The following is a 19846-nucleotide window of genomic DNA, read 5'->3' as shown; positions in this document are numbered from 1 at the left end:
GTTCAAGATTAAGGACGTCTTTCATGTCGCTCAGACAACTTTCCATCCAATGGAAAATCACCCTGCTCGCCGGACTCAGCCTGCTGGGGATCGTCACCCTGTTGGTCGGCCTTTCGCTCTATCGCATGGAGCACAGCTCGGAGCTGGTCAAGGCATCGAGCATGGAAATGCTCAACGAGGCTGCCCAGGCGCGCATCGAGGCCCAGGGTGAAGTCCAGGCGCTGATCATTCGTCGGCAGTTCATGGACGCCTACCAGTACGGCAACGGCTTTGCCCGCCAGGTGCTGTTCCTGCGCGAGCAGGCACAGAAGCGCTTTCTCGATGCCTTCGATCTGCGCGAAGACCTGACCCGCCAGGTCAAGGCCGCGCTCCAGGCCAACCCGGACCTGCTCGGCCTGTCCCTGGTCTTCGAAGCCAACGCACTGGACAGCAAGGACGAGCTGTTCGCCGGCCAGAAGGAACTGGGCAGCAACGACAAGGGCCGCTTTGCCCTCTACTGGTCGCAACCGACCCCGGGCCAGTTGACCTCCATGTCGCTGCCGGAAAGCGATATGAGCGACACCAGCACCGGCCCCAGCGGCGAGCCGAACAACGCCTGGTTCACCTGCCCGCGCAGCACCCTCAAGCCCTGCGTGATCGAGCCCTACTTCTACGAGATCGATGGCCACAATGTGCTGATGACCAGCATCGTGTTCCCGCTGATCGTCGAGGGCAAGGTCATCGCCTCGCTGTCCGTGGATATCAACCTCAACAGCCTGCAAGCGGTCAGCCAGCAGGCGAGCAAGAAGCTCTACGACGGCCAGACCAGCGTCAGTATCCTCAGCCCGGTGGGCCTGCTGGCCGGCTACAGCCCGGATGCCAGCAAACTCAGCCAGCGCCTCGACCAGGTCGACAGCCACAACGGTGCCGCGCTGATCCGCCAACTGGCCAGCAGCACCGAGACGCAGGTGCTGCGCAATGACGCGCAGTTGAAGATTCTCGCGCCGTTCCAGCCGATTCCCGGCGGCAAGCCGTGGGGCGTGTTGCTCGATGTGCCGGAAAAGGTCCTGGTCGGGCCGGCCGAAACCCTGAAGAGCCAGCTCGATGCGCGCAACGCCGCCGGCACCCTGATCGAGCTGGGCCTGGGCCTGCTCGGTGCCGTGATCGGACTGTTGCTGGTCTGGCTGATGGCCCGCAGCGTGACCCGACCGATTCTCGGCGTGGCGCGCATGCTCGAAGACATCGCCAGCGGCGAAGGCGACCTGACCCGCCGCCTGCATTACGACAAGAAGGACGAACTGGGCCAACTGGCTGGCTGGTTCAACCGTTTCCTCGACAAACTGCAGCCAGTGATTGCCGACGTCAAGCGGTCGGTCCAGGACGCCCGCGGTACTGCCGACCAGTCGGCGTCCATCGCGACCGAAACCAGCGCCGGCATGGAACAGCAGTACCGCCAGGTCGACCAGGTCGCCACCGCCTCCCACGAAATGAGCGCCACCGCCCAGGATGTCGCCCGTAGCGCGGCCCAGGCCGCCCAGGCCGCGCGCGATGCCGACCAGGCGACCCGCCAGGGGCTGACCGTGATCGATCGCACCACCGCGAGCATCGGTCACCTGGCCGCCGACATGAGCGACGCCATGGGCCAGGTCGAAGGGCTGGCGGCCAACAGCGAGAAGATCGGCTCCGTACTGGAGGTCATTCGGGCGATTGCCGAGCAGACCAATCTGCTGGCACTCAACGCCGCCATCGAAGCCGCCCGCGCCGGTGAGGCCGGGCGCGGTTTTGCCGTGGTCGCCGATGAAGTGCGCAACCTCGCGCGGCGCACCCAGGAGTCGGTGGAGGAAACCCGCCAGGTCATCGAAGAGTTGCAGACCGGTACCCGCGAAGTGGTGACTTCCATGGGTAACAGTCACCGCCAGGCCCAGGGCAGTGTAGAGCAGGTCAGCCAGGCCGTGACGGCGTTGCGGCAGATCGGCGACGCGGTGACGGTGATCACCGACATGAACCTGCAGATTGCCAGTGCGGCGGAAGAACAGAGCGCGGTGGCCGAGGAGATCAACAACAACGTGGCGACCATCCGCGATGTCACCGAATCGCTGTCCGGCCAGGCCAATGAATCGGCACGGGTCAGTCAGTCGCTGAACCAGTTGGCCAACCAGCAACAGGGACTGATGGATCAGTTCCGGGTGTAAGGTTTCGCGCGCAGGGGCTTCAGCTTCTGCGCGGCAGCTCAATCGTCACCAGCAGCCCGCCCAGCGGGCTGCCCGACAAGGCCATCTGCGCCCCCCAGGCGTCGACGATATCGCGCACGATGCCCAATCCCAGCCCATGCCCGATGGTCTGTTCATCCAGCCGCGCCCCCCGGCTGAACACCTCGTCCCGGCTCTGCTCGGGAATCCCCGGACCGTCATCCTCGACACTCAGGCGATAGCCTCCCGCCGTCTCGACGATACCCAGGCGTACCTCGGCATCGGCCCACTTGCAGGCGTTGTCCAGCAGGTTGCCCAGCAGTTCGAGCAGGTCTTCCCGATCCCAGGGCAGTTGCAGGCCTGGGGGTGAGCTGTGGCTCAACAGCAGGTGCTCGCCATGGATCATCCTCAGGGTCGAGAGCAACCCGGGCAGTTCCGCATCGCAATCGAAGGGCACGCCCGGCAGCGCCTCGCCGGCGAGACGGGCACGGTTCAATTCGCGGCTCAGGCGCTGTTCGATCTGCTCCAGCTGTTCGCGCAACACCTTGCGCAAGGCCGGCTGGCCCTCCAGCTGGGCGCTCGACGCCAGGCTGAGCAGCACCGCCAGCGGGGTTTTCAGGGCATGGCCGAGGTTGCCCAGGGCATTGCGTGAACGCTTGAGGCTGTCCTCGGTATGGGCCAACAGATGGTTGATCTGTGCCACCAGGGGTTCAAGCTCCAGCGGCACCCGGGTTTCCAGTTGCGAGCGCTGTCCCTGCTGCAATTGCGCGATCTGTTCCCGGGCATTTTCCAGGGGGCGCAAGGCCCGGCGAACGGTAACCCGTTGCAGCAACAGGATCACGATCAGCGCCGCGAGTCCGATCCCCAGGCCGATGCGCTGCATCAGCTGGAAGCTTTCCCGCACCGGTGTGTAGTCCTGGGCCACGCTGATACTGATCGACTGCCCCAGGCGCCGGTAATCCGAACGCAGTACCAGCAGCATCTGCCCCTCGGGTCCCAGTTGCAGGTTGGCATGCAGGCCCGGTTGCGCCGGGACCGGCAGGTCCTGGTCCCAGAGCGAGCGGGAACGCCAGTGATGGTCGGCGAAGTCGATCCGGAAGTAATGCCCGGAGAACGGTCGCTGATAGGCCGGGGACAACCGCCGCTCATCCAGTTGCAGCCCCTGGGGGCCACGTACCAGGGCGACCAGCAGGTTCTCGCTGTCGGCGTGCAGGCCATCCTCCAGATAGCGCTGCAGGCCCAGTTCGAACAACCACAGGCTGGTTTGCGCAACGATCAGGCCGACCACCAGCAGTACGCTGACCAGGCCCAGGCTCAGACGCCGCTGGATCGACCTCACCCGGCGGTTCCGCCGAATCGGTAACCCTGGCCGCGGCGGGTCTCGATCACCGCGCGGCCGAGCTTGCGGCGCAGGTGATTGACATGCACCTCCAGCACATTCGAATCACGCTCGGTTTCACCGTTGTAGAGATGTTCGGCCAGATGTCCCTTGGAAAGAATCTGCTCCGGGTGCAGCATGAAATAACGCAACAGGCGGAACTCGGCCGCGGTCAGCTGGATCTCCGCACCATCGCGGCTGACGCACTGGCGGCCTTCGTCCAGATGCAGCCCCGCGGCCTTCAGGGTCGGCTGGTTGGGTTGGCCGTGGGCACGACGCAGCAATGATTGCACCCGCAGTTGCAGTTCTTCCGGATGGAAAGGCTTGGTCAGGTAGTCGTCGGCCCCGGCCTTGAGTCCCTCGATGCGTTCGGCCCAGGAGTCCCGTGCGGTCAGGATCAGCACCGGCACCGTCAGGCCGCCGGTCCGCCATTGCCGCAAGACCTCCAGGCCCGGCAAGCCCGGCAGCCCGAGATCGAGGATGACCAGGTCATAGGGTTCGGTCGCCCCCTGATACGCCGCATCACGCCCATCGGCCAGCCAATCGACGGCGTAGCCCTGGCGTGCAAGGCCGGCCAGCAGCTCATCGGCCAGGGGCACGTTATCTTCCACCAGCAGCAGCCGCATCAGTTGTCCTCCTCGTCTTTCAATAAGTCACCATTGCTGGCGTCCAGCTTGAGTTCCCGGACCACACCGGCCTGGGTCAGCAATTCGACCTCGTAGACATAGAGGCCATGCTTGCTCTCCAGTTCAGCCTCCAGCAGCTTCGCCCCGGGGTAATGCCCCATGGCCTGTTGCAGCAGGCGCTCGAGCGGCAGGATCACCCCCTGCTGACGCAGATGCAGGGCTTCGTCCTGGTCCAGATCCCTGGCCGATGCCAGGGAGCAGAAGGTGGCCAGCGCCAGCAGAGCGCAGGCGCGCAAATTGAAAATCATTACCTGTCCTGATGGTCCTTGAGAACCTGACCGCTGATGGCGTCCAATTCAATCTCCCACTCAATTCCCTGAGCATCGCGCAGTTCTACCTGATAAATGTAGTGACCGTATTTCTCGTCCAGTTCGGTATCGCCCAGCACAGCGCCGGGGTGCCGGGCCAAGGCAACGGCCGTCAGTCGATCAAGAGGCTGGATTGTACCTGCCGCTTGCAGTTTCACCGCTTCGTCACTGGCAATATCACGACCCGATACATTACAGGTGGTGACTGCCACAGCAAAAAAGGCCAAGGCAGCGCCCAGGGCTTTCATCATAGGTCTCCATGGCAAATGGCCAGTTATGCCCGTCACGGTAACCGTCCCAACTTAAGCGAAGCTGAATTTCCCCGGCGGTCATCTATCCATCCCTATTCACAAGCCCGCTCTTTTCCCGACGCCGACAGCCATTCGCGGCAACCTTCCCTATAATTCGCCGACCCAGAGAACGAGGGCTGTATGACTGCGATTCACATCAAATTCCCCGCGCTGACCCTCAAGGCCGGCAAGCGTGCATTCCAACGCATCCGTGAAGGCGGCCTGAAGGCCGCCGACGTCGGCACGCTGCCGGGCGCGGCAGGCGGACCGAAAGCCCTGGGCATCCAGGGCCTGGACCTGGCGCTGTTCGGTGAATGGCTGCCGGCGAGCCCACGGGAGCGCTCATTGATCGGCGCCTCGATCGGTGCCTGGCGGTTTGCCAGCGCCTGCCTGCCGAATGCCGCGCAAGGCATCGAGCGCCTGGGGCAGTTGTACAACGAACAGAGCTTCGCCAAGGGCGTGACCATGGCCGAGGTCAGCCAGAGCTGCCAGCGCATGCTGCACGACCTGCTCGATGGCCGGGACGCCTCGATCCTGACGAACGAGCACTATCGCTTGAACGTGGTGATCGTGAAGAGCCATGGCCTGCTGGCGGACGATCATCGGGGCCGCCTCGGCCTCGGATTGTCCTCGGTCATCGCCGACAACCTGGTCGGACGTGGGCGCCTGGCTCGTCACTTCGAGCGGGTGATCCTGCATGACCCACGCCTGTCCCCTCCCCTGCTGCCCCTGAAGGACTTTCCGTCACGCCTGCTGCCACTGGCCTCGGAGAACCTGCGCCAGGGGCTGCTGGCCTCCGGCTCGATCCCGATGGTGATGGAAGGTGTACGGGACATCGTCGGCGTCGGCCAGGGCACCTATCGCGATGGCGGCCTGCTCGACTATCACCTTGACCTGCCCTACAGCGGCGAGGACGTGGTGCTCTACCCGCACTTCACGGACAAGGTCATTCCCGGCTGGTTTGACAAGACCCTGCCGTGGCGACGCGGCAACCCGGACCGGCTACAGGATGTCCTGCTGCTGGCCCCTTCGCGCGAATACCTGGCCCGGCTGCCCCACGGCAAGCTGCCGGACCGCAATGATTTCAAGCGCTACATGGGCGATGACAAGGGCCGCCAGGCCTACTGGCGCGAGGCAATGGCGCAGAGCCGGCGCCTGGGTGACGAATTCCTCGAGCTGGCCGATCACGGCAGGCTGGGAGAGCGCCTGCTGGCGCTTTGAGTCGGTCATCGCGCACCGGAGCTGTTAAACTGCCGAGCTGCACTTATCGCTCACGCGATAGCCACCCTTCAGAGCTGACAATACTGTGGAAATCTTCAAAGAGTTTACGTTCGAATCCGCCCACCGCCTGCCTCACGTGCCGGACGGACACAAGTGTGGCCGCCTGCATGGTCACTCCTTCAAGGTGGCGATCCATCTGAGCGGTGAAATCGATCAGCATACCGGCTGGATTCGCGACTTCTCCGAGATCAAGGCGATCTTCAAGCCGTTGTATGAGCGCCTGGACCACAACTACCTGAACGACATCCCCGGCCTGGAAAACCCGACCAGCGAAAACCTGGCGAAGTGGATCTGGCAGGAACTGAAGCCACTGCTGCCAGAACTGTCGGCGATCCGCATCCATGAGACCTGCACCAGCGGATGCATCTATCGCGGGGAGTGAGTCCCGGGCATAAAAAAACCACCTCAGGCAGGTGGTTTTTTTATGCCCGATCACTGCGAGTTTTCCGCGGCGCAAAAACAAAACCCCAACTGCTTTCGCAATTGGGGTTTCGGAATTTAATCTTGACGATGACCTACTCTCACATGGGGAAACCCCACACTACCATCGGCGATGCATCGTTTCACTGCTGAGTTCGGGATGGGATCAGGTGGTTCCAATGCTCTATGGTCGTCAAGAAATTCGGGTACCGAGTCGTGGCCTTGAGGCCGCGCTTCAGCAAATCGGGTATGTGATCGATATTCGGTGTTTTGTGAGCCGCAAACTTTCGGTTCGTTTCGTCTTCATACACCGCAATCTGGTCTCTTTCGCCTTTCAGCTCAAAGCAGCAGATTGCTTGGGTGTTATATGGTCAAGCCTCACGGGCAATTAGTACAGGTTAGCTCAACGCCTCACAGCGCTTACACACCCTGCCTATCAACGTCGTAGTCTTCGACGGCCCTTCAGGGAACTCAAGGTTCCAGTGAGATCTCATCTTGAGGCAAGTTTCCCGCTTAGATGCTTTCAGCGGTTATCTTTTCCGAACATAGCTACCCGGCAATGCCACTGGCGTGACAACCGGAACACCAGAGGTTCGTCCACTCCGGTCCTCTCGTACTAGGAGCAGCCCCTCTCAAATCTCAAACGTCCACGGCAGATAGGGACCGAACTGTCTCACGACGTTCTAAACCCAGCTCGCGTACCACTTTAAATGGCGAACAGCCATACCCTTGGGACCGGCTTCAGCCCCAGGATGTGATGAGCCGACATCGAGGTGCCAAACACCGCCGTCGATATGAACTCTTGGGCGGTATCAGCCTGTTATCCCCGGAGTACCTTTTATCCGTTGAGCGATGGCCCTTCCATACAGAACCACCGGATCACTAAGACCTACTTTCGTACCTGCTCGACGTGTCTGTCTCGCAGTCAAGCGCGCTTTTGCCTTTATACTCTACGACCGATTTCCGACCGGTCTGAGCGCACCTTCGTACTCCTCCGTTACTCTTTAGGAGGAGACCGCCCCAGTCAAACTACCCACCATACACTGTCCTCGATCCGGATAACGGACCTGAGTTAGAACCTCAAAGTTGCCAGGGTGGTATTTCAAGGATGGCTCCACGCGAACTGGCGTCCACGCTTCAAAGCCTCCCACCTATCCTACACAAGCAAATTCAAAGTCCAGTGCAAAGCTATAGTAAAGGTTCACGGGGTCTTTCCGTCTAGCCGCGGATACACTGCATCTTCACAGCGATTTCAATTTCACTGAGTCTCGGGTGGAGACAGCGCCGCCATCGTTACGCCATTCGTGCAGGTCGGAACTTACCCGACAAGGAATTTCGCTACCTTAGGACCGTTATAGTTACGGCCGCCGTTTACCGGGGCTTCGATCAAGAGCTTCGCGTTAGCTAACCCCATCAATTAACCTTCCGGCACCGGGCAGGCGTCACACCCTATACGTCCACTTTCGTGTTTGCAGAGTGCTGTGTTTTTAATAAACAGTCGCAGCGGCCTGGTATCTTCGACCGGCATGAGCTTACGGAGCAAGTCCTTCACCCTCACCGGCGCACCTTCTCCCGAAGTTACGGTGCCATTTTGCCTAGTTCCTTCACCCGAGTTCTCTCAAGCGCCTTGGTATTCTCTACCCAACCACCTGTGTCGGTTTGGGGTACGGTTCCTGGTTACCTGAAGCTTAGAAGCTTTTCTTGGAAGCATGGCATCAACCACTTCGTGTTCTAAAAGAACACTCGTCATCAGCTCTCGGCCTTAAGATCCCGGATTTACCTAAGATCTCAGCCTACCACCTTAAACTTGGACAACCAACGCCAAGCTGGCCTAGCCTTCTCCGTCCCTCCATCGCAATAACCAGAAGTACAGGAATATTAACCTGTTTTCCATCGACTACGCTTTTCAGCCTCGCCTTAGGGACCGACTAACCCTGCGTCGATTAACGTTGCGCAGGAAACCTTGGTCTTTCGGCGTGGGTGTTTTTCACACCCATTGTCGTTACTCATGTCAGCATTCGCACTTCTGATACCTCCAGCAAGCTTCTCAACTCACCTTCACAGGCTTACAGAACGCTCCTCTACCGCATCACCTAAGTGATACCCGTAGCTTCGGTGCATGGTTTGAGCCCCGTTACATCTTCCGCGCAGGCCGACTCGACTAGTGAGCTATTACGCTTTCTTTAAAGGGTGGCTGCTTCTAAGCCAACCTCCTAGCTGTCTAAGCCTTCCCACATCGTTTCCCACTTAACCATGACTTTGGGACCTTAGCTGACGGTCTGGGTTGTTTCCCTTTTCACGACGGACGTTAGCACCCGCCGTGTGTCTCCCATGCTCGGCACTTGTAGGTATTCGGAGTTTGCATCGGTTTGGTAAGTCGGGATGACCCCCTAGCCGAAACAGTGCTCTACCCCCTACAGTGATACATGAGGCGCTACCTAAATAGCTTTCGAGGAGAACCAGCTATCTCCGAGCTTGATTAGCCTTTCACTCCGATCCACAGGTCATCCGCTAACTTTTCAACGGTAGTCGGTTCGGTCCTCCAGTCAGTGTTACCTAACCTTCAACCTGCCCATGGATAGATCGCCCGGTTTCGGGTCTATTCCCAGCGACTAGACGCCCTATTAAGACTCGCTTTCGCTACGCCTCCCCTATTCGGTTAAGCTCGCCACTGAAAATAAGTCGCTGACCCATTATACAAAAGGTACGCAGTCACCCAACAAAGTGGGCTCCCACTGCTTGTACGCATACGGTTTCAGGATCTATTTCACTCCCCTCTCCGGGGTTCTTTTCGCCTTTCCCTCACGGTACTAGTTCACTATCGGTCAGTCAGTAGTATTTAGCCTTGGAGGATGGTCCCCCCATATTCAGACAAGGTTTCTCGTGCCCCGTCCTACTCGATTTCATGACCAAGAGATTTTCGCGTACAGGGCTATCACCCACTATGGCCGCACTTTCCAGAGCGTTCCGCTAATCTCAAAGCCACTTAAGGGCTAGTCCCCGTTCGCTCGCCACTACTAAGGGAATCTCGGTTGATTTCTTTTCCTCAGGGTACTTAGATGTTTCAGTTCCCCTGGTTCGCCTCTTGCACCTATGTATTCAGTACAAGATAACCATCTTATGATGGCTGGGTTCCCCCATTCAGACATCTCCGGATCAAAGTCTGTTTGCCGACTCCCCGAAGCTTTTCGCAGGCTACCACGTCTTTCATCGCCTCTGACTGCCAAGGCATCCACCGTATGCGCTTCTTCACTTGACCATATAACCCCAAGCAATCTGGTTATACTATGAAGACGACATTCGCCGAAAATTCGCAAAACTCTTAAGAGTACTCACAAATTTTACCTTAGCCTGATCCGTTACCAGTGAAAGTAACGTTCAGCCTATCTTTCTATCACATACCCAAATTTTTAAAGAACGATCTAGTCAAAGACTAGAAATCAACATTCATCATCGTCTTGATGGAATGCTCATTTCTAAGCTTTACAGAAGCAGCGTAATGGTGGAGCCAAACGGGATCGAACCGTTGACCTCCTGCGTGCAAGGCAGGCGCTCTCCCAGCTGAGCTATGGCCCCGTATTTCTACAGGCTTTTCCCACAAAATTGGTGGGTCTGGGCAGATTCGAACTGCCGACCTCACCCTTATCAGGGGTGCGCTCTAACCAACTGAGCTACAGACCCAATTTCGAGCTTGTAACTGTTAGCTATAAGCTATCAGCTTGGAGCTTAAAGCTGCTTCTATCGTCTTCTTCAATGAATCAAGCAATTCGTGTGGGAACTTATGGAGCAGCTGATGTCGTCGATTAAGGAGGTGATCCAGCCGCAGGTTCCCCTACGGCTACCTTGTTACGACTTCACCCCAGTCATGAATCACACCGTGGTAACCGTCCTCCCGAAGGTTAGACTAGCTACTTCTGGTGCAACCCACTCCCATGGTGTGACGGGCGGTGTGTACAAGGCCCGGGAACGTATTCACCGCGACATTCTGATTCGCGATTACTAGCGATTCCGACTTCACGCAGTCGAGTTGCAGACTGCGATCCGGACTACGATCGGTTTTATGGGATTAGCTCCACCTCGCGGCTTGGCAACCCTTTGTACCGACCATTGTAGCACGTGTGTAGCCCAGGCCGTAAGGGCCATGATGACTTGACGTCATCCCCACCTTCCTCCGGTTTGTCACCGGCAGTCTCCTTAGAGTGCCCACCATGATGTGCTGGTAACTAAGGACAAGGGTTGCGCTCGTTACGGGACTTAACCCAACATCTCACGACACGAGCTGACGACAGCCATGCAGCACCTGTCTCAATGTTCCCGAAGGCACCAATCCATCTCTGGAAAGTTCATTGGATGTCAAGGCCTGGTAAGGTTCTTCGCGTTGCTTCGAATTAAACCACATGCTCCACCGCTTGTGCGGGCCCCCGTCAATTCATTTGAGTTTTAACCTTGCGGCCGTACTCCCCAGGCGGTCAACTTAATGCGTTAGCTGCGCCACTAAGAACTCAAGGTTCCCAACGGCTAGTTGACATCGTTTACGGCGTGGACTACCAGGGTATCTAATCCTGTTTGCTCCCCACGCTTTCGCACCTCAGTGTCAGTATGAGTCCAGGTGGTCGCCTTCGCCACTGGTGTTCCTTCCTATATCTACGCATTTCACCGCTACACAGGAAATTCCACCACCCTCTACCCTACTCTAGCTTGCCAGTTTTGGATGCAGTTCCCAGGTTGAGCCCGGGGATTTCACATCCAACTTAACAAACCACCTACGCGCGCTTTACGCCCAGTAATTCCGATTAACGCTTGCACCCTCTGTATTACCGCGGCTGCTGGCACAGAGTTAGCCGGTGCTTATTCTGTCGGTAACGTCAAAACACTAACGTATTAGGTTAATGCCCTTCCTCCCAACTTAAAGTGCTTTACAATCCGAAGACCTTCTTCACACACGCGGCATGGCTGGATCAGGCTTTCGCCCATTGTCCAATATTCCCCACTGCTGCCTCCCGTAGGAGTCTGGACCGTGTCTCAGTTCCAGTGTGACTGATCATCCTCTCAGACCAGTTACGGATCGTCGCCTTGGTGAGCCATTACCTCACCAACTAGCTAATCCGACCTAGGCTCATCTGATAGCGCAAGGCCCGAAGGTCCCCTGCTTTCTCCCGTAGGACGTATGCGGTATTAGCGTTCCTTTCGAAACGTTGTCCCCCACTACCAGGCAGATTCCTAGGCATTACTCACCCGTCCGCCGCTGAATCAGAGAGCAAGCTCCCGTCATCCGCTCGACTTGCATGTGTTAGGCCTGCCGCCAGCGTTCAATCTGAGCCATGATCAAACTCTTCAGTTCAAACATCTTTGGGTTTTGAGAAAACCCTAAACTTGGCTCAGCAATCGTTGGTTACATCTTTGATTTCTCGCGGAGTAACTTGTGATGCTGATAATCTGTTGACTATTCAGTCTGACTCCACAAGCACCCACACGAATTGCTTGATTCAGTTGTTAAAGAGCGGTTGGTTGAGCTGTTCGCTGAACCGAGGCGCGCATTCTACAGCAGCCTCATTTGCTGTCAAGTGATTATTTTCAGAAGTTTTCACGATTTCCCGTTCAACTTCAACCACTTGCGCTTCCGATCTCTCGTTAGCGGGAGGCGAATTCTACAGCGTTACACGCTGCTGTCAACACCTCTTTTACAGCGCTTCCGGGCTTCGACGAACTGAAGCCAGCACCTGTCGAAACTTACTTAACTCGTTGAATCTCAAGGAGTTTTACGTTTCGACTGCGCCGGAAGTGGGGCGAATTATAGGCCCATGAAATCTGCCGTCAAGCATTGATTCAAGCTTTCTATCGAAAGACCCTCAATAGAAGGGAAACCACCGAGCTTGAGCAATATATTGCTCAATTGACCATTGTTAAGCATCATAGACCGGCTATCCCACTTCTATTACCCGCTCCGGATGACACCACCCCATGACCCAGCAGTCCCGCAGCCTGGCCACGACACTCTTTCCCGTCGGCCTGCTGCTTATCGCAATGGCTTCCATTCAGTCCGGAGCCTCCCTGGCCAAGAGCATGTTCCCCGTTGTCGGCGCCCAGGGCACTACCACCCTGCGCCTGATCTTCGCCGGCATCATCATGCTGCTGATACTGCGCCCATGGCGGGCGACGTTCACCGCCAGATCCCTGCGCACCGTCATCATCTATGGCATCGCCCTGGGCGGCATGAACCTGCTCTTCTATATGTCCCTGCGCAGCGTCCCCCTGGGCATCGCGGTCGCCCTGGAGTTCACCGGGCCACTGGCCGTCGCGATCCTCGCCTCGCGCCGGGCCATCGACTATCTATGGATCGGTCTGGCGATCGGCGGCCTGCTGCTATTGATTCCCACGGGAAGCACCAGCGCCAGCATTGACCTGGTGGGCACACTCTATGCGCTGGGCGCGGGTGTCTGCTGGGCGCTGTACATCCTGTTCGGCCAGAAGGCCGGTGCGGACAACGGCATCCAGACCGCAGCCCTGGGCGTGATGATCGCCGCCCTCTTCGTTGCCCCGTTCGGTATCGCCCACGCCGGTGCGGCATTGCTGACACCGGCGCTGATCCCGGTCGCCCTCGGCGTCGCCGTCCTCTCCACCGCCCTGCCCTACAGCCTCGAGATGGTCGCAATGACGCGGATCCCCGCACGCACCTTCGGCACCCTGATGAGCATCGAGCCGGCCTTCGGCGCCCTCTCGGGACTGGTGTTCCTCAGCGAATACCTGTCCCTGGCGCAATGGCTGGCGATCGCCTGCATTATCTGCGCTTCCGTCGGTGCCACCCTGACCATGCGCAGCGAACCCAAGCCCGCCATGGCAGCTGATTGATACAACCTGTGACGTTGCTCTGGTATTTCTCCGGCAAATAAGACATGTTTACAGCTAACTCAATGCCAGCCTTGATAATTTTGGACGGGGCACTCATGGAAGACGCAAGCGGGCACGAAAAAAGCCAAACCCGGACGAGTTGATCCGGGGGGCTGGAGATTAAGGACAGGAATGAAGCGCTTTTTGATCGTCTTGGCAGTACTCGCCGTCGCTGGCTGCAGCGCCACTTCCAAGCCAATAAAATATGGCAAGCGAGGCGTACACATCAACTGCTCGGGACTGACGTCTTCCTGGGAAAAGTGCTACACCAAGGCCGCCGAATCCTGTGGCGACAACGGCTACAAGATCATCGCCAAGTCCGGTGATGCCGTCGAAGACCCCGGCGACTACCCTTTCGGCCTGAACCCCGCGGGCTACACCAGTCGCAGCATGATCATCATGTGCAAGCGCTAGGCGCCGCCGGTCACTCCCCGAACGGCCCTGCGATCTGACGACTGATTTCGTCATGACTGGACTTCAACACCTGGCGCTGAATATCCGGCGTCAGCAGCATCCGCGCCACCACCAACGCCCCCACACACTGGGACAGGATCGACCAGGCCTGGCTTTCACTGCCCAGCACCTGTGCCCAACGCTGCTGCAGCCGACACATCCAGTCCTCGGCCTGCTGACGCACCGCCAGATCCCCCCGCGCTATTTCCGCCCCCAGCGCCGGCAAGGCACAACCGGTTTCCGCCTGCTCGACATGGGCCATGCTCAGATAGAGCTTCAGGCAACGCTTGAGGCGTGCCGGATCAGGCTCTCCCTCCCCTCCCAGTCGGGCCAGGCTCAGGCTCAGTTCGCGCTCGACAATTGAACTGAACAGTTCGTCCTTGGACGAGAAATGGCCATAGAACGCCCCGCCACTGAGGCCGATGGCTTTCATCAGAGCGTCCACCCCGATGGTTGCAAATCCCGACTTCTTGGCGGACGACGCGCTGCTGTCGAGCAGACGCTCGCGGGTTTGCTGCTTGTGGTCGAGCGAATAACGCATGGTGCTGTTCCTGTTCAGTGCCTTGACGCCTTTCGGATCGTAGCATAACGTTCGTTTAGTTAACGACCGTTTACCAAAGAGCGATCCCTCATGACTACCCTTCTCAACAACAAGAAAGTCGTATTGGTCGTCGGTGCCGGCGATGCCACTGGCGGTGCCATCGCCAAACGTTTCGCCGCGCAAGGTTTTATTGCCTGCGTCACCCGGCGTAGTGCCGACAAGCTGCAACCACTGGTCGATGCCATCCAGCAGTCTGGTGGTGAGGCCCATGGCTTTGCCTGCGATGCGCGCAAGGAAGACGATGTGATTGCGCTGATCGAGCAGATCGAAAGCCAGATCGGCCCGATCGAAGCCTTCGTTTTCAATATCGGCGCCAACGTGCCCTGCAGCATCCTGGAAGAGACCGCCCGCAAGTACTTCAAGATCTGGGAGATGGCCTGCTTCTCCGGGTTCCTCAATGCCCGGGAAGTCGCCAAGCGCATGGTCACCCGGCAACGCGGCACCATCCTGTTCACCGGGGCCACCGCCGGCCTGCGGGGCGCCGCCGGGTTCGCCGCGTTTGCCGGCGCCAAGCACGGCATCCGGGCCCTGGCCCAAAGCATGGCCCGCGAACTGGGACCGCTGAATATCCATGTCGCCCATGTGGTGGTCGATGGTGCCATCGACACCGACTTTATCCGCACCAGCTTCCCGGAGAAATATGCCCTCAAGGATCAGGACGGCATCCTCGATCCGGCCCATATCGCCGAGAACTACTGGTACCTGCACAGCCAGCCCCGCGACGCCTGGACCTTCGAACTCGACCTGCGCCCCTGGAATGAACGCTGGTAAGCTCGAGCCACACGACAACAACAAGGATGCTTCATCCATGAAAAAAACCGTCGAGTTCTATTTCGACCTGGGCAGCCCGGCCTCTTACCTGGCCTATACCCAGTTGCCGCACCTGTGTGAACAGGCCGGCGCCGAACTGATCTACCAGCCGATGCTGCTGGGTGGCGTGTTCAAGGCCACGGGCAACGCATCCCCCGCCGAAATACCGGCCAAGGGACGCTACATGATCGAGGACCTGACCCGTTACGCCCGTCGCTATGACGTGCCCTTTCGCTTCAACCCGCACTTTCCGATCAACACCCTGCTGCTGATGCGCGCGACCACAGGTGTGCAACTGCGCCAGCCGGAACGTTTCGTCGATTTCGTCGACATCCTCTATCGCGCCCTCTGGGTCGAGGGACGCAACCTCAACGATCCGGCCATCGTCGCCCAGCTACTGGTGGAGAACGCGTTCGACCCACAGCGGATACTCGCCCTGAGCGCCGACGAGGAGGTCAAGGCCGCCCTCAAGACCAAGACCGAAGAAGCCCTGCGACGCGGTGTCTTCGGCGCCCCTAGCCTGTTCGTCGGCGACCGGCTGTTCTTCGGCCAGGACCGCCTCGACTTCGTGCGCGAAGCATTGCTCTGAAATCCGCACCGCCTAGATCTCGACCACCAGGCGACCTTGTGCCGTGCCATTGCCCAGCACGGTATAGGCCTCCTCGGCGGTTTGCAGGGTGAACCGCCGGGGATCGAGCAGGGGCTTCAGTTGACCGGCCTCGATCAGCCGCGCAGCCTCGGCCAGGATATGCCCGTGATGACCGCGCCCGTGGCCGGTCAGCAACGGCAGCAGGGTAAATACCCCGGAGTAGGTGGCACCCCGGAACGACAACGGCGCCAGGCTGTGTTGCCCCCAACCCAGGCAACTCAGGACATGTCCGTGATAGGTCCGCGCCGCCTTGAACGACTCGTCCAGGGTTTCGCCACCGACCGTGTCATAGACGATATCGAACCCCTCGCCAGCAGTGTGCTGCTGCACATAGTCCTCCACGGCATGGTGCCGGTAATCGATAAAGGTCGCGCCAAATCCCTCGATCACCGCCTGATGCCTGGCCGAGCCGGTGGCGAAGACCCGGGCGCCAAACGCCTTGGCGATCTGCACCGCGACATGTCCGACACCACCCGCCCCGCCATGGATCAATACCGCGTGACCGGCGTCCACCCTGGCCCGATCGACCAGACCTTCCCAGGCGGTGATCAGCACCAGCGGCAACGCCGCCGCCTCGCGCATGCTCAAGTTGCCCGGCTTGCGGGCCAGCAGGCGGGCATCGACCGCCGCGAACTCGGCCAGCGAACCCTGGGTCCCGCCGATGCCGGTCGCCAGCCCATAGACTTCGTCACCCACCGACCAGCCGCTGACACCCTCACCCAACGCTTCGATAACCCCGGCCAGATCCATGCCCAGCACCGCAGGCAGCGGCTGACGGGCATGGCCGGCCTGCCCGGCACGGATCTTCGCGTCCAGCGGATTGATCCCCGCGGCCTTGATACGTACCAGTACCTGACCCGCTCCCGGTACGGGACGGTCGAGGGCAACCAGACGCAGCGGGGCATGGGCGGCATCGACCAGCAAGGCATTCATTTCAAGCGAGAGAGACATGTCGGCAACCCCGATCAGTGAAAGTGAGTCGATCTTGCGCCACCTCACTCATGCCGATAAGACGCAGTATTGTTATAGTGACCATGCCCATTTGGCATGAATTGGAAGCCATCATGGATAAACTCAATGCCATGGCCATCTTTGTCCGGGTGGTCGAGCGCGGCAGCTTTTCCGCCGTCGCCCGGGAACTGCAAACCAGCCAGCCGACCATCAGCAAGATCCTCAAGGCCCTGGAGGCCGAACTGGGTGGCAAGCTGATCGCCCGCAGCACCCGCCAGTTGTCGCTGACCGACGAAGGTCAGCGCTACTACACGCAGTGCCGGCAGATCCTCGCGGCGGTGGACAGCGCCGAACACAGCTTCCAGTCAGGCCGGGAACAGGTGGCGGGCAACCTGCGCATCGGTTCCTCGGTGAGTTTCGGCCGTTTGCAGATCGCCAGCCGGCTGCCCGATTTCCTGGCGCGCTATCCGCAGCTGGAAATCGATCTACAGCTCAGCGACCAGAACCAGGACCTGGTCAACGAGGGCCTGGATGTCAGCCTGCGCATCGGCGAACTGAACGACAGCGGCCTCATCGCCCGCCGCCTCGGCGATACCCGGCGGATAACCGTCGCCAGCGCCGGATACCTGGCACGCCGGGGCGAACCGCACACGCCGCAAGACCTCACCGGGCACAACTGCCTGCTGTTCAACCTGCTGAACAGCCAGAACCTCTGGCACTACGAAAAAGACGGGCAGCGCCACAGCGTGCGCATCAAGGGCAATGCCCAGAGCAACAACTCGGAAGCGATTCGGGAAATGGTCCTGGGCGGGCTCGGCATTGCGCTGTCGCCGGTGTGGCTGTTTGCCGAAGACCTGAAAGCCGGGCGGGTCACGACGATCCTGCGCGACTACCAGGCGCAATCGCTACCGATCCATGCGGTGTTTCCGGCCAATCGCCGGCAATCCGCCAGGGTGAAGGCGTTTGTCGACTATATGAGCGAGGTCCTGGGGAAAACCTGAAAACACCGCACTCCCTTGTGGGAGCCGGCTTGCCGGCGATGAGGCCAACCAGTCATGCATCGACTGTACGACCGCCATCGCTGGCAAGCCAGCGCCTACAAGATCGCGCTGGCAGTCAGATCGCGGCGGTACGGGTGTTCAGCCAGTCCAGCGCAGCCCCGCTCAACAGCGGGCTCAAGCGCTCACGCACCTCGGCATGGTAACCGTTGAACCACTCGCGCTCTTCCCCGGTCAGCAACGACGGCTCCAGGCAGCGTGTGTCGATGGGGCACAGGGTCAGGGTTTCGAAGCGCAGGAATTCGCCGAACTCGCTCTTGCCGGCTTCGCGGTTCATCGCCAGGTTCTCGATCCGCACGCCCCAACGGCCCGGACGGTAGGTGCCCGGCTCGATCGAGGTGATCATGCCTGGCTGCATCGCCGTCTGCGGAGCCGCGACCGCCTGGTAGGCGATCACTTGCGGACCTTCGTGGACATTGAGGAAGTAACCCACGCCGTGACCGGTGCCATGGCCGTAGTCCACGCTTTCCGCCCAGATCGGCGCACGGGCGATGGCGTCGAGCAGCGGCGACAGGATACCGCGGGGGAATTGCGCCCGGGACAGGGCAATCACGCCCTTGAGCACCCGCGTGCAGTCACGTTTCTGCTCGGCGGTCGGCGTGCCCACCGGAACCATCCGCGTAATATCGGTGGTGCCACCCAGGTACTGGCCGCCAGAGTCGATCAACAACAGGCCGTCGCCTTCGATCACCGCGTGCTCTTCTTCAGTGGCGTGGTAATGCGGCATGGCGCCATTGGCATTGAACGCGGCAATGGTGTTGAAGCTCAGGGACACGTAGCCAGGACGCCGGGCCCGGGCAGCCGTGAGTTTCTCGTCGATGGTCAGCTCGGTGACCCGCTCGCGTCCCAGCGCCGTTTCCAGCCAGGCGAAGAACTCGCAGAGGGCTGCGCCGTCCTGCTCCATGGCCTGGCGGATATGTGCCGCATCGTCCAGGCTCTTGCGCGACTTGGCCAGGGTGGTCGGATTGAGGCCTTCCACCAGCTTGACGTCGGCCCCCAGGTTATCCAGCAGGCCGCGGGTGACACGGGCGGGATCCACCAGCAGGCTCGAACCGGCCGGCACGCTGGCCAGGGCCGCGGCGATCTCGCTGTAGTCACGCAGGGTCACGCCATCCTGCCTGAGGATCTGCACCAGCTCGGCGCTGACCTTGTCGAGGGCGACAAACAGGGTGGCCTGGTCCTGGCTGACCAGGGCAAAGGAAACGAACACCGGGTTGAACGACACATCGGCGCCACGCAGGTTGAACAGCCAGGCGATATCGTCCAGGGTCGCGATGAAATGCCAGTCGGCGCCGCGACTCTTCAATTCTTCGCGCAACTGGACCAGCTTCTCGCCACGACTGACGGTCGCCTGGGGCGGCAGGTGCTGGTAGATCGGCTGGTTCGGCAATACCGGACGGTCTTCCCAGACCTGCTGCAACAGATCGATATTGGTACGCAGGCGTGCGCCACGGGCTTGCAGCTTGTCCCCCAGGGTGCGCGCCGAGGCCAGCGCCATCACCGCGCCATCGACCGCCACCACACCGCCTTCCGGGGTTTGCTCGGCCAGCCAGTCCAGCGGCCCGGGTTGTCCCGGTTGCAGCTTGACCAGTTCGATGCCGCTGCCGCTCAGTTCCTTGGTCGCCTGCTCCCAATAGCGGCTGTCAGCCCAGACGCCGGCAAACTCCGCCGTGACGATCAGGGTGCCGACCGAACCCTGGAACCCCGACAGCCACTGCCGACCCTGCCAGTAGGCGGGCAGGTATTCCGACAGGTGCGGGTCGGCTGACGGCACCAGCAAGGCGTGGACGCCCTCGCGGCTCATCAGCTCGCGGGTACGCGCCAGGCGCTGGGGTACGGTTCCCTGACTCAAGGTCTGCGTGCTCATCATGTCTCCTGCTAATCACGTATTTAATTGTTTTGCGG

At 59.9% G+C, this 19846-nt stretch carries 15 protein-coding genes, 2 tRNA genes and 3 rRNA genes; 8 read left to right on the top strand and 12 right to left on the bottom strand.

Annotated features, from left to right (window positions below; translation table 11 throughout):
* Window positions 1-23: 23 nt before the first annotated feature.
* Window positions 24-2171, top strand: a complete 2148-nt coding sequence (locus KI243_RS10515; protein WP_103032514.1) for a methyl-accepting chemotaxis protein — start codon at window positions 24-26, stop codon at window positions 2169-2171.
* A 19-nt stretch (window positions 2172-2190) separates the two neighbouring features.
* On the opposite strand, the gene KI243_RS10510 is transcribed toward KI243_RS10515, so the two are convergent.
* From KI243_RS10510 to KI243_RS10495, 4 genes are read right to left on the bottom strand one after another with little or no spacing between them, the layout of a single operon-like run.
* Window positions 2191-3507, bottom strand: coding sequence for an ATP-binding protein (locus KI243_RS10510; protein ID WP_017123821.1), 1317 nt, complete (start codon window positions 3505-3507; stop codon window positions 2191-2193).
* Window positions 3504-4172, bottom strand: a complete 669-nt coding sequence (locus KI243_RS10505) for a response regulator transcription factor (protein ID WP_017123820.1) — start codon at window positions 4170-4172, stop codon at window positions 3504-3506. Before KI243_RS10505 ends, KI243_RS10510 begins: the two co-directional genes overlap by 4 nt.
* The gene (locus KI243_RS10500; RefSeq protein WP_177088238.1) at window positions 4172-4480 is read right to left on the bottom strand and encodes a PepSY domain-containing protein; all 309 of its coding nucleotides are present in this window, start codon (window positions 4478-4480) and stop codon (window positions 4172-4174) included. Before KI243_RS10500 ends, KI243_RS10505 begins: the two co-directional genes overlap by 1 nt.
* Complete coding sequence (locus tag KI243_RS10495) at window positions 4480-4788, bottom strand: PepSY domain-containing protein (RefSeq protein WP_212810786.1); 309 nt, start codon at window positions 4786-4788, stop codon at window positions 4480-4482. The genes KI243_RS10500 and KI243_RS10495 overlap by 1 nt, the downstream gene beginning before the upstream one ends.
* Before the next feature lie 183 nt (window positions 4789-4971).
* Between KI243_RS10495 and KI243_RS10490 the strand changes: the two genes are divergently transcribed.
* Together KI243_RS10490 and queD are read left to right on the top strand one after the other, a co-directional pair.
* Complete coding sequence (locus tag KI243_RS10490; RefSeq protein WP_017123817.1) at window positions 4972-6051, top strand: hypothetical protein; 1080 nt, start codon at window positions 4972-4974, stop codon at window positions 6049-6051.
* A gap of 85 nt (window positions 6052-6136) precedes the next feature.
* The gene (gene queD / locus KI243_RS10485; protein ID WP_017123816.1) at window positions 6137-6493 is read left to right on the top strand and encodes a 6-carboxytetrahydropterin synthase QueD; all 357 of its coding nucleotides are present in this window, start codon (window positions 6137-6139) and stop codon (window positions 6491-6493) included.
* A gap of 120 nt (window positions 6494-6613) precedes the next feature.
* Here the strand turns inward: queD and rrf are convergent.
* The 5 genes from rrf to KI243_RS10460 form a co-directional block, all read right to left on the bottom strand.
* Window positions 6614-6729, bottom strand: a 5S ribosomal RNA gene (gene rrf, locus KI243_RS10480).
* Between the two features lie 169 nt (window positions 6730-6898).
* Window positions 6899-9790 (bottom strand): 23S ribosomal RNA (locus KI243_RS10475).
* Window positions 9791-10031: 241 nt separating this feature from the next.
* Window positions 10032-10107 (bottom strand) — tRNA-Ala (locus tag KI243_RS10470).
* A 28-nt stretch (window positions 10108-10135) separates the two neighbouring features.
* A tRNA-Ile gene (locus KI243_RS10465) sits at window positions 10136-10212 on the bottom strand.
* Between the two features lie 123 nt (window positions 10213-10335).
* Window positions 10336-11872: ribosomal RNA gene (locus KI243_RS10460) — 16S ribosomal RNA — on the bottom strand.
* Together the 16S, 23S and 5S rRNA genes with 2 tRNA genes alongside form the textbook arrangement of a ribosomal RNA operon.
* A gap of 620 nt (window positions 11873-12492) precedes the next feature.
* On the opposite strand from KI243_RS10460, the gene rhtA reads away from it, so the two are divergent.
* Complete coding sequence (gene rhtA, locus KI243_RS10455) at window positions 12493-13380, top strand: threonine/homoserine exporter RhtA (RefSeq protein ID WP_177118499.1); 888 nt, start codon at window positions 12493-12495, stop codon at window positions 13378-13380.
* A gap of 171 nt (window positions 13381-13551) precedes the next feature.
* Window positions 13552-13833, top strand: coding sequence for a hypothetical protein (locus KI243_RS10450; RefSeq protein ID WP_177118500.1), 282 nt, complete (start codon window positions 13552-13554; stop codon window positions 13831-13833).
* A 10-nt stretch (window positions 13834-13843) separates the two neighbouring features.
* On the opposite strand, the gene KI243_RS10445 is transcribed toward KI243_RS10450, so the two are convergent.
* Window positions 13844-14413 carry a TetR/AcrR family transcriptional regulator gene (locus KI243_RS10445; protein WP_017124922.1) on the bottom strand — a complete coding sequence of 190 codons (570 nt, stop codon included), beginning with the start codon at window positions 14411-14413 and terminating at the stop codon, window positions 13844-13846.
* Window positions 14414-14503: 90 nt separating this feature from the next.
* On the opposite strand from KI243_RS10445, the gene KI243_RS10440 reads away from it, so the two are divergent.
* Both KI243_RS10440 and KI243_RS10435 read left to right on the top strand, forming a co-directional pair.
* On the top strand, window positions 14504-15244 hold the full coding sequence (locus KI243_RS10440) for an SDR family oxidoreductase (protein WP_017124923.1): 741 nt from the start codon (window positions 14504-14506) through the stop codon (window positions 15242-15244).
* 37 nt (window positions 15245-15281) lie between these two features.
* On the top strand, window positions 15282-15872 hold the full coding sequence (locus KI243_RS10435; protein WP_177129614.1) for a 2-hydroxychromene-2-carboxylate isomerase: 591 nt from the start codon (window positions 15282-15284) through the stop codon (window positions 15870-15872).
* Between the two features lie 12 nt (window positions 15873-15884).
* Here KI243_RS10435 and KI243_RS10430 read toward each other — a convergent pair whose 3' ends face one another.
* The gene (locus KI243_RS10430; RefSeq protein ID WP_212810785.1) at window positions 15885-16883 is read right to left on the bottom strand and encodes a zinc-dependent alcohol dehydrogenase family protein; all 999 of its coding nucleotides are present in this window, start codon (window positions 16881-16883) and stop codon (window positions 15885-15887) included.
* Window positions 16884-16996: 113 nt separating this feature from the next.
* On the opposite strand from KI243_RS10430, the gene KI243_RS10425 reads away from it, so the two are divergent.
* Window positions 16997-17884: a LysR family transcriptional regulator gene (locus KI243_RS10425; RefSeq protein WP_177084789.1), complete on the top strand. Its 888-nt coding sequence runs from the start codon at window positions 16997-16999 to the stop codon at window positions 17882-17884.
* A gap of 115 nt (window positions 17885-17999) precedes the next feature.
* Here KI243_RS10425 and KI243_RS10420 read toward each other — a convergent pair whose 3' ends face one another.
* Entirely contained in the window at window positions 18000-19808 is a 1809-nt protein-coding gene (locus KI243_RS10420) for an aminopeptidase P family protein (RefSeq protein WP_212810784.1), read from the bottom strand.
* Window positions 19809-19846 lie beyond the last annotated feature (38 nt).

The organism is Pseudomonas sp. Ost2 (genome assembly GCF_018326065.1).
GTDB classification, from domain to species: domain Bacteria; phylum Pseudomonadota; class Gammaproteobacteria; order Pseudomonadales; family Pseudomonadaceae; genus Aquipseudomonas; species Aquipseudomonas gingeri.
The sequence above is the reverse complement of the archived record's forward strand: the minus strand, read 5'-3'. Positions and strand labels throughout refer to the sequence as shown.

What these genes read in the sequence shown, in the direction of transcription:
- KI243_RS10515 (WP_103032514.1), top strand. Translation starts at nt 24, where the DNA reads ATGTCGCTCAGACAACTTTCCATCCAATGGAAAATCACCCTGCTCGCC.
- KI243_RS10505 (WP_017123820.1), bottom strand. Translation starts at nt 4,172, where the DNA reads ATGCGGCTGCTGCTGGTGGAAGATAACGTGCCCCTGGCCGATGAGCTG.
- KI243_RS10500 (WP_177088238.1), bottom strand. Translation starts at nt 4,480, where the DNA reads ATGATTTTCAATTTGCGCGCCTGCGCTCTGCTGGCGCTGGCCACCTTC.
- KI243_RS10495 (WP_212810786.1), bottom strand. Translation starts at nt 4,788, where the DNA reads ATGAAAGCCCTGGGCGCTGCCTTGGCCTTTTTTGCTGTGGCAGTCACC.
- KI243_RS10490 (WP_017123817.1), top strand. Translation starts at nt 4,972, where the DNA reads ATGACTGCGATTCACATCAAATTCCCCGCGCTGACCCTCAAGGCCGGC.
- rhtA (WP_177118499.1), top strand. Translation starts at nt 12,493, where the DNA reads ATGACCCAGCAGTCCCGCAGCCTGGCCACGACACTCTTTCCCGTCGGC.
- KI243_RS10450 (WP_177118500.1), top strand. Translation starts at nt 13,552, where the DNA reads ATGAAGCGCTTTTTGATCGTCTTGGCAGTACTCGCCGTCGCTGGCTGC.
- KI243_RS10445 (WP_017124922.1), bottom strand. Translation starts at nt 14,413, where the DNA reads ATGCGTTATTCGCTCGACCACAAGCAGCAAACCCGCGAGCGTCTGCTC.
- KI243_RS10440 (WP_017124923.1), top strand. Translation starts at nt 14,504, where the DNA reads ATGACTACCCTTCTCAACAACAAGAAAGTCGTATTGGTCGTCGGTGCC.
- KI243_RS10435 (WP_177129614.1), top strand. Translation starts at nt 15,282, where the DNA reads ATGAAAAAAACCGTCGAGTTCTATTTCGACCTGGGCAGCCCGGCCTCT.
- KI243_RS10430 (WP_212810785.1), bottom strand. Translation starts at nt 16,883, where the DNA reads ATGTCTCTCTCGCTTGAAATGAATGCCTTGCTGGTCGATGCCGCCCAT.
- KI243_RS10425 (WP_177084789.1), top strand. Translation starts at nt 16,997, where the DNA reads ATGGATAAACTCAATGCCATGGCCATCTTTGTCCGGGTGGTCGAGCGC.
- KI243_RS10420 (WP_212810784.1), bottom strand. Translation starts at nt 19,808, where the DNA reads ATGAGCACGCAGACCTTGAGTCAGGGAACCGTACCCCAGCGCCTGGCG.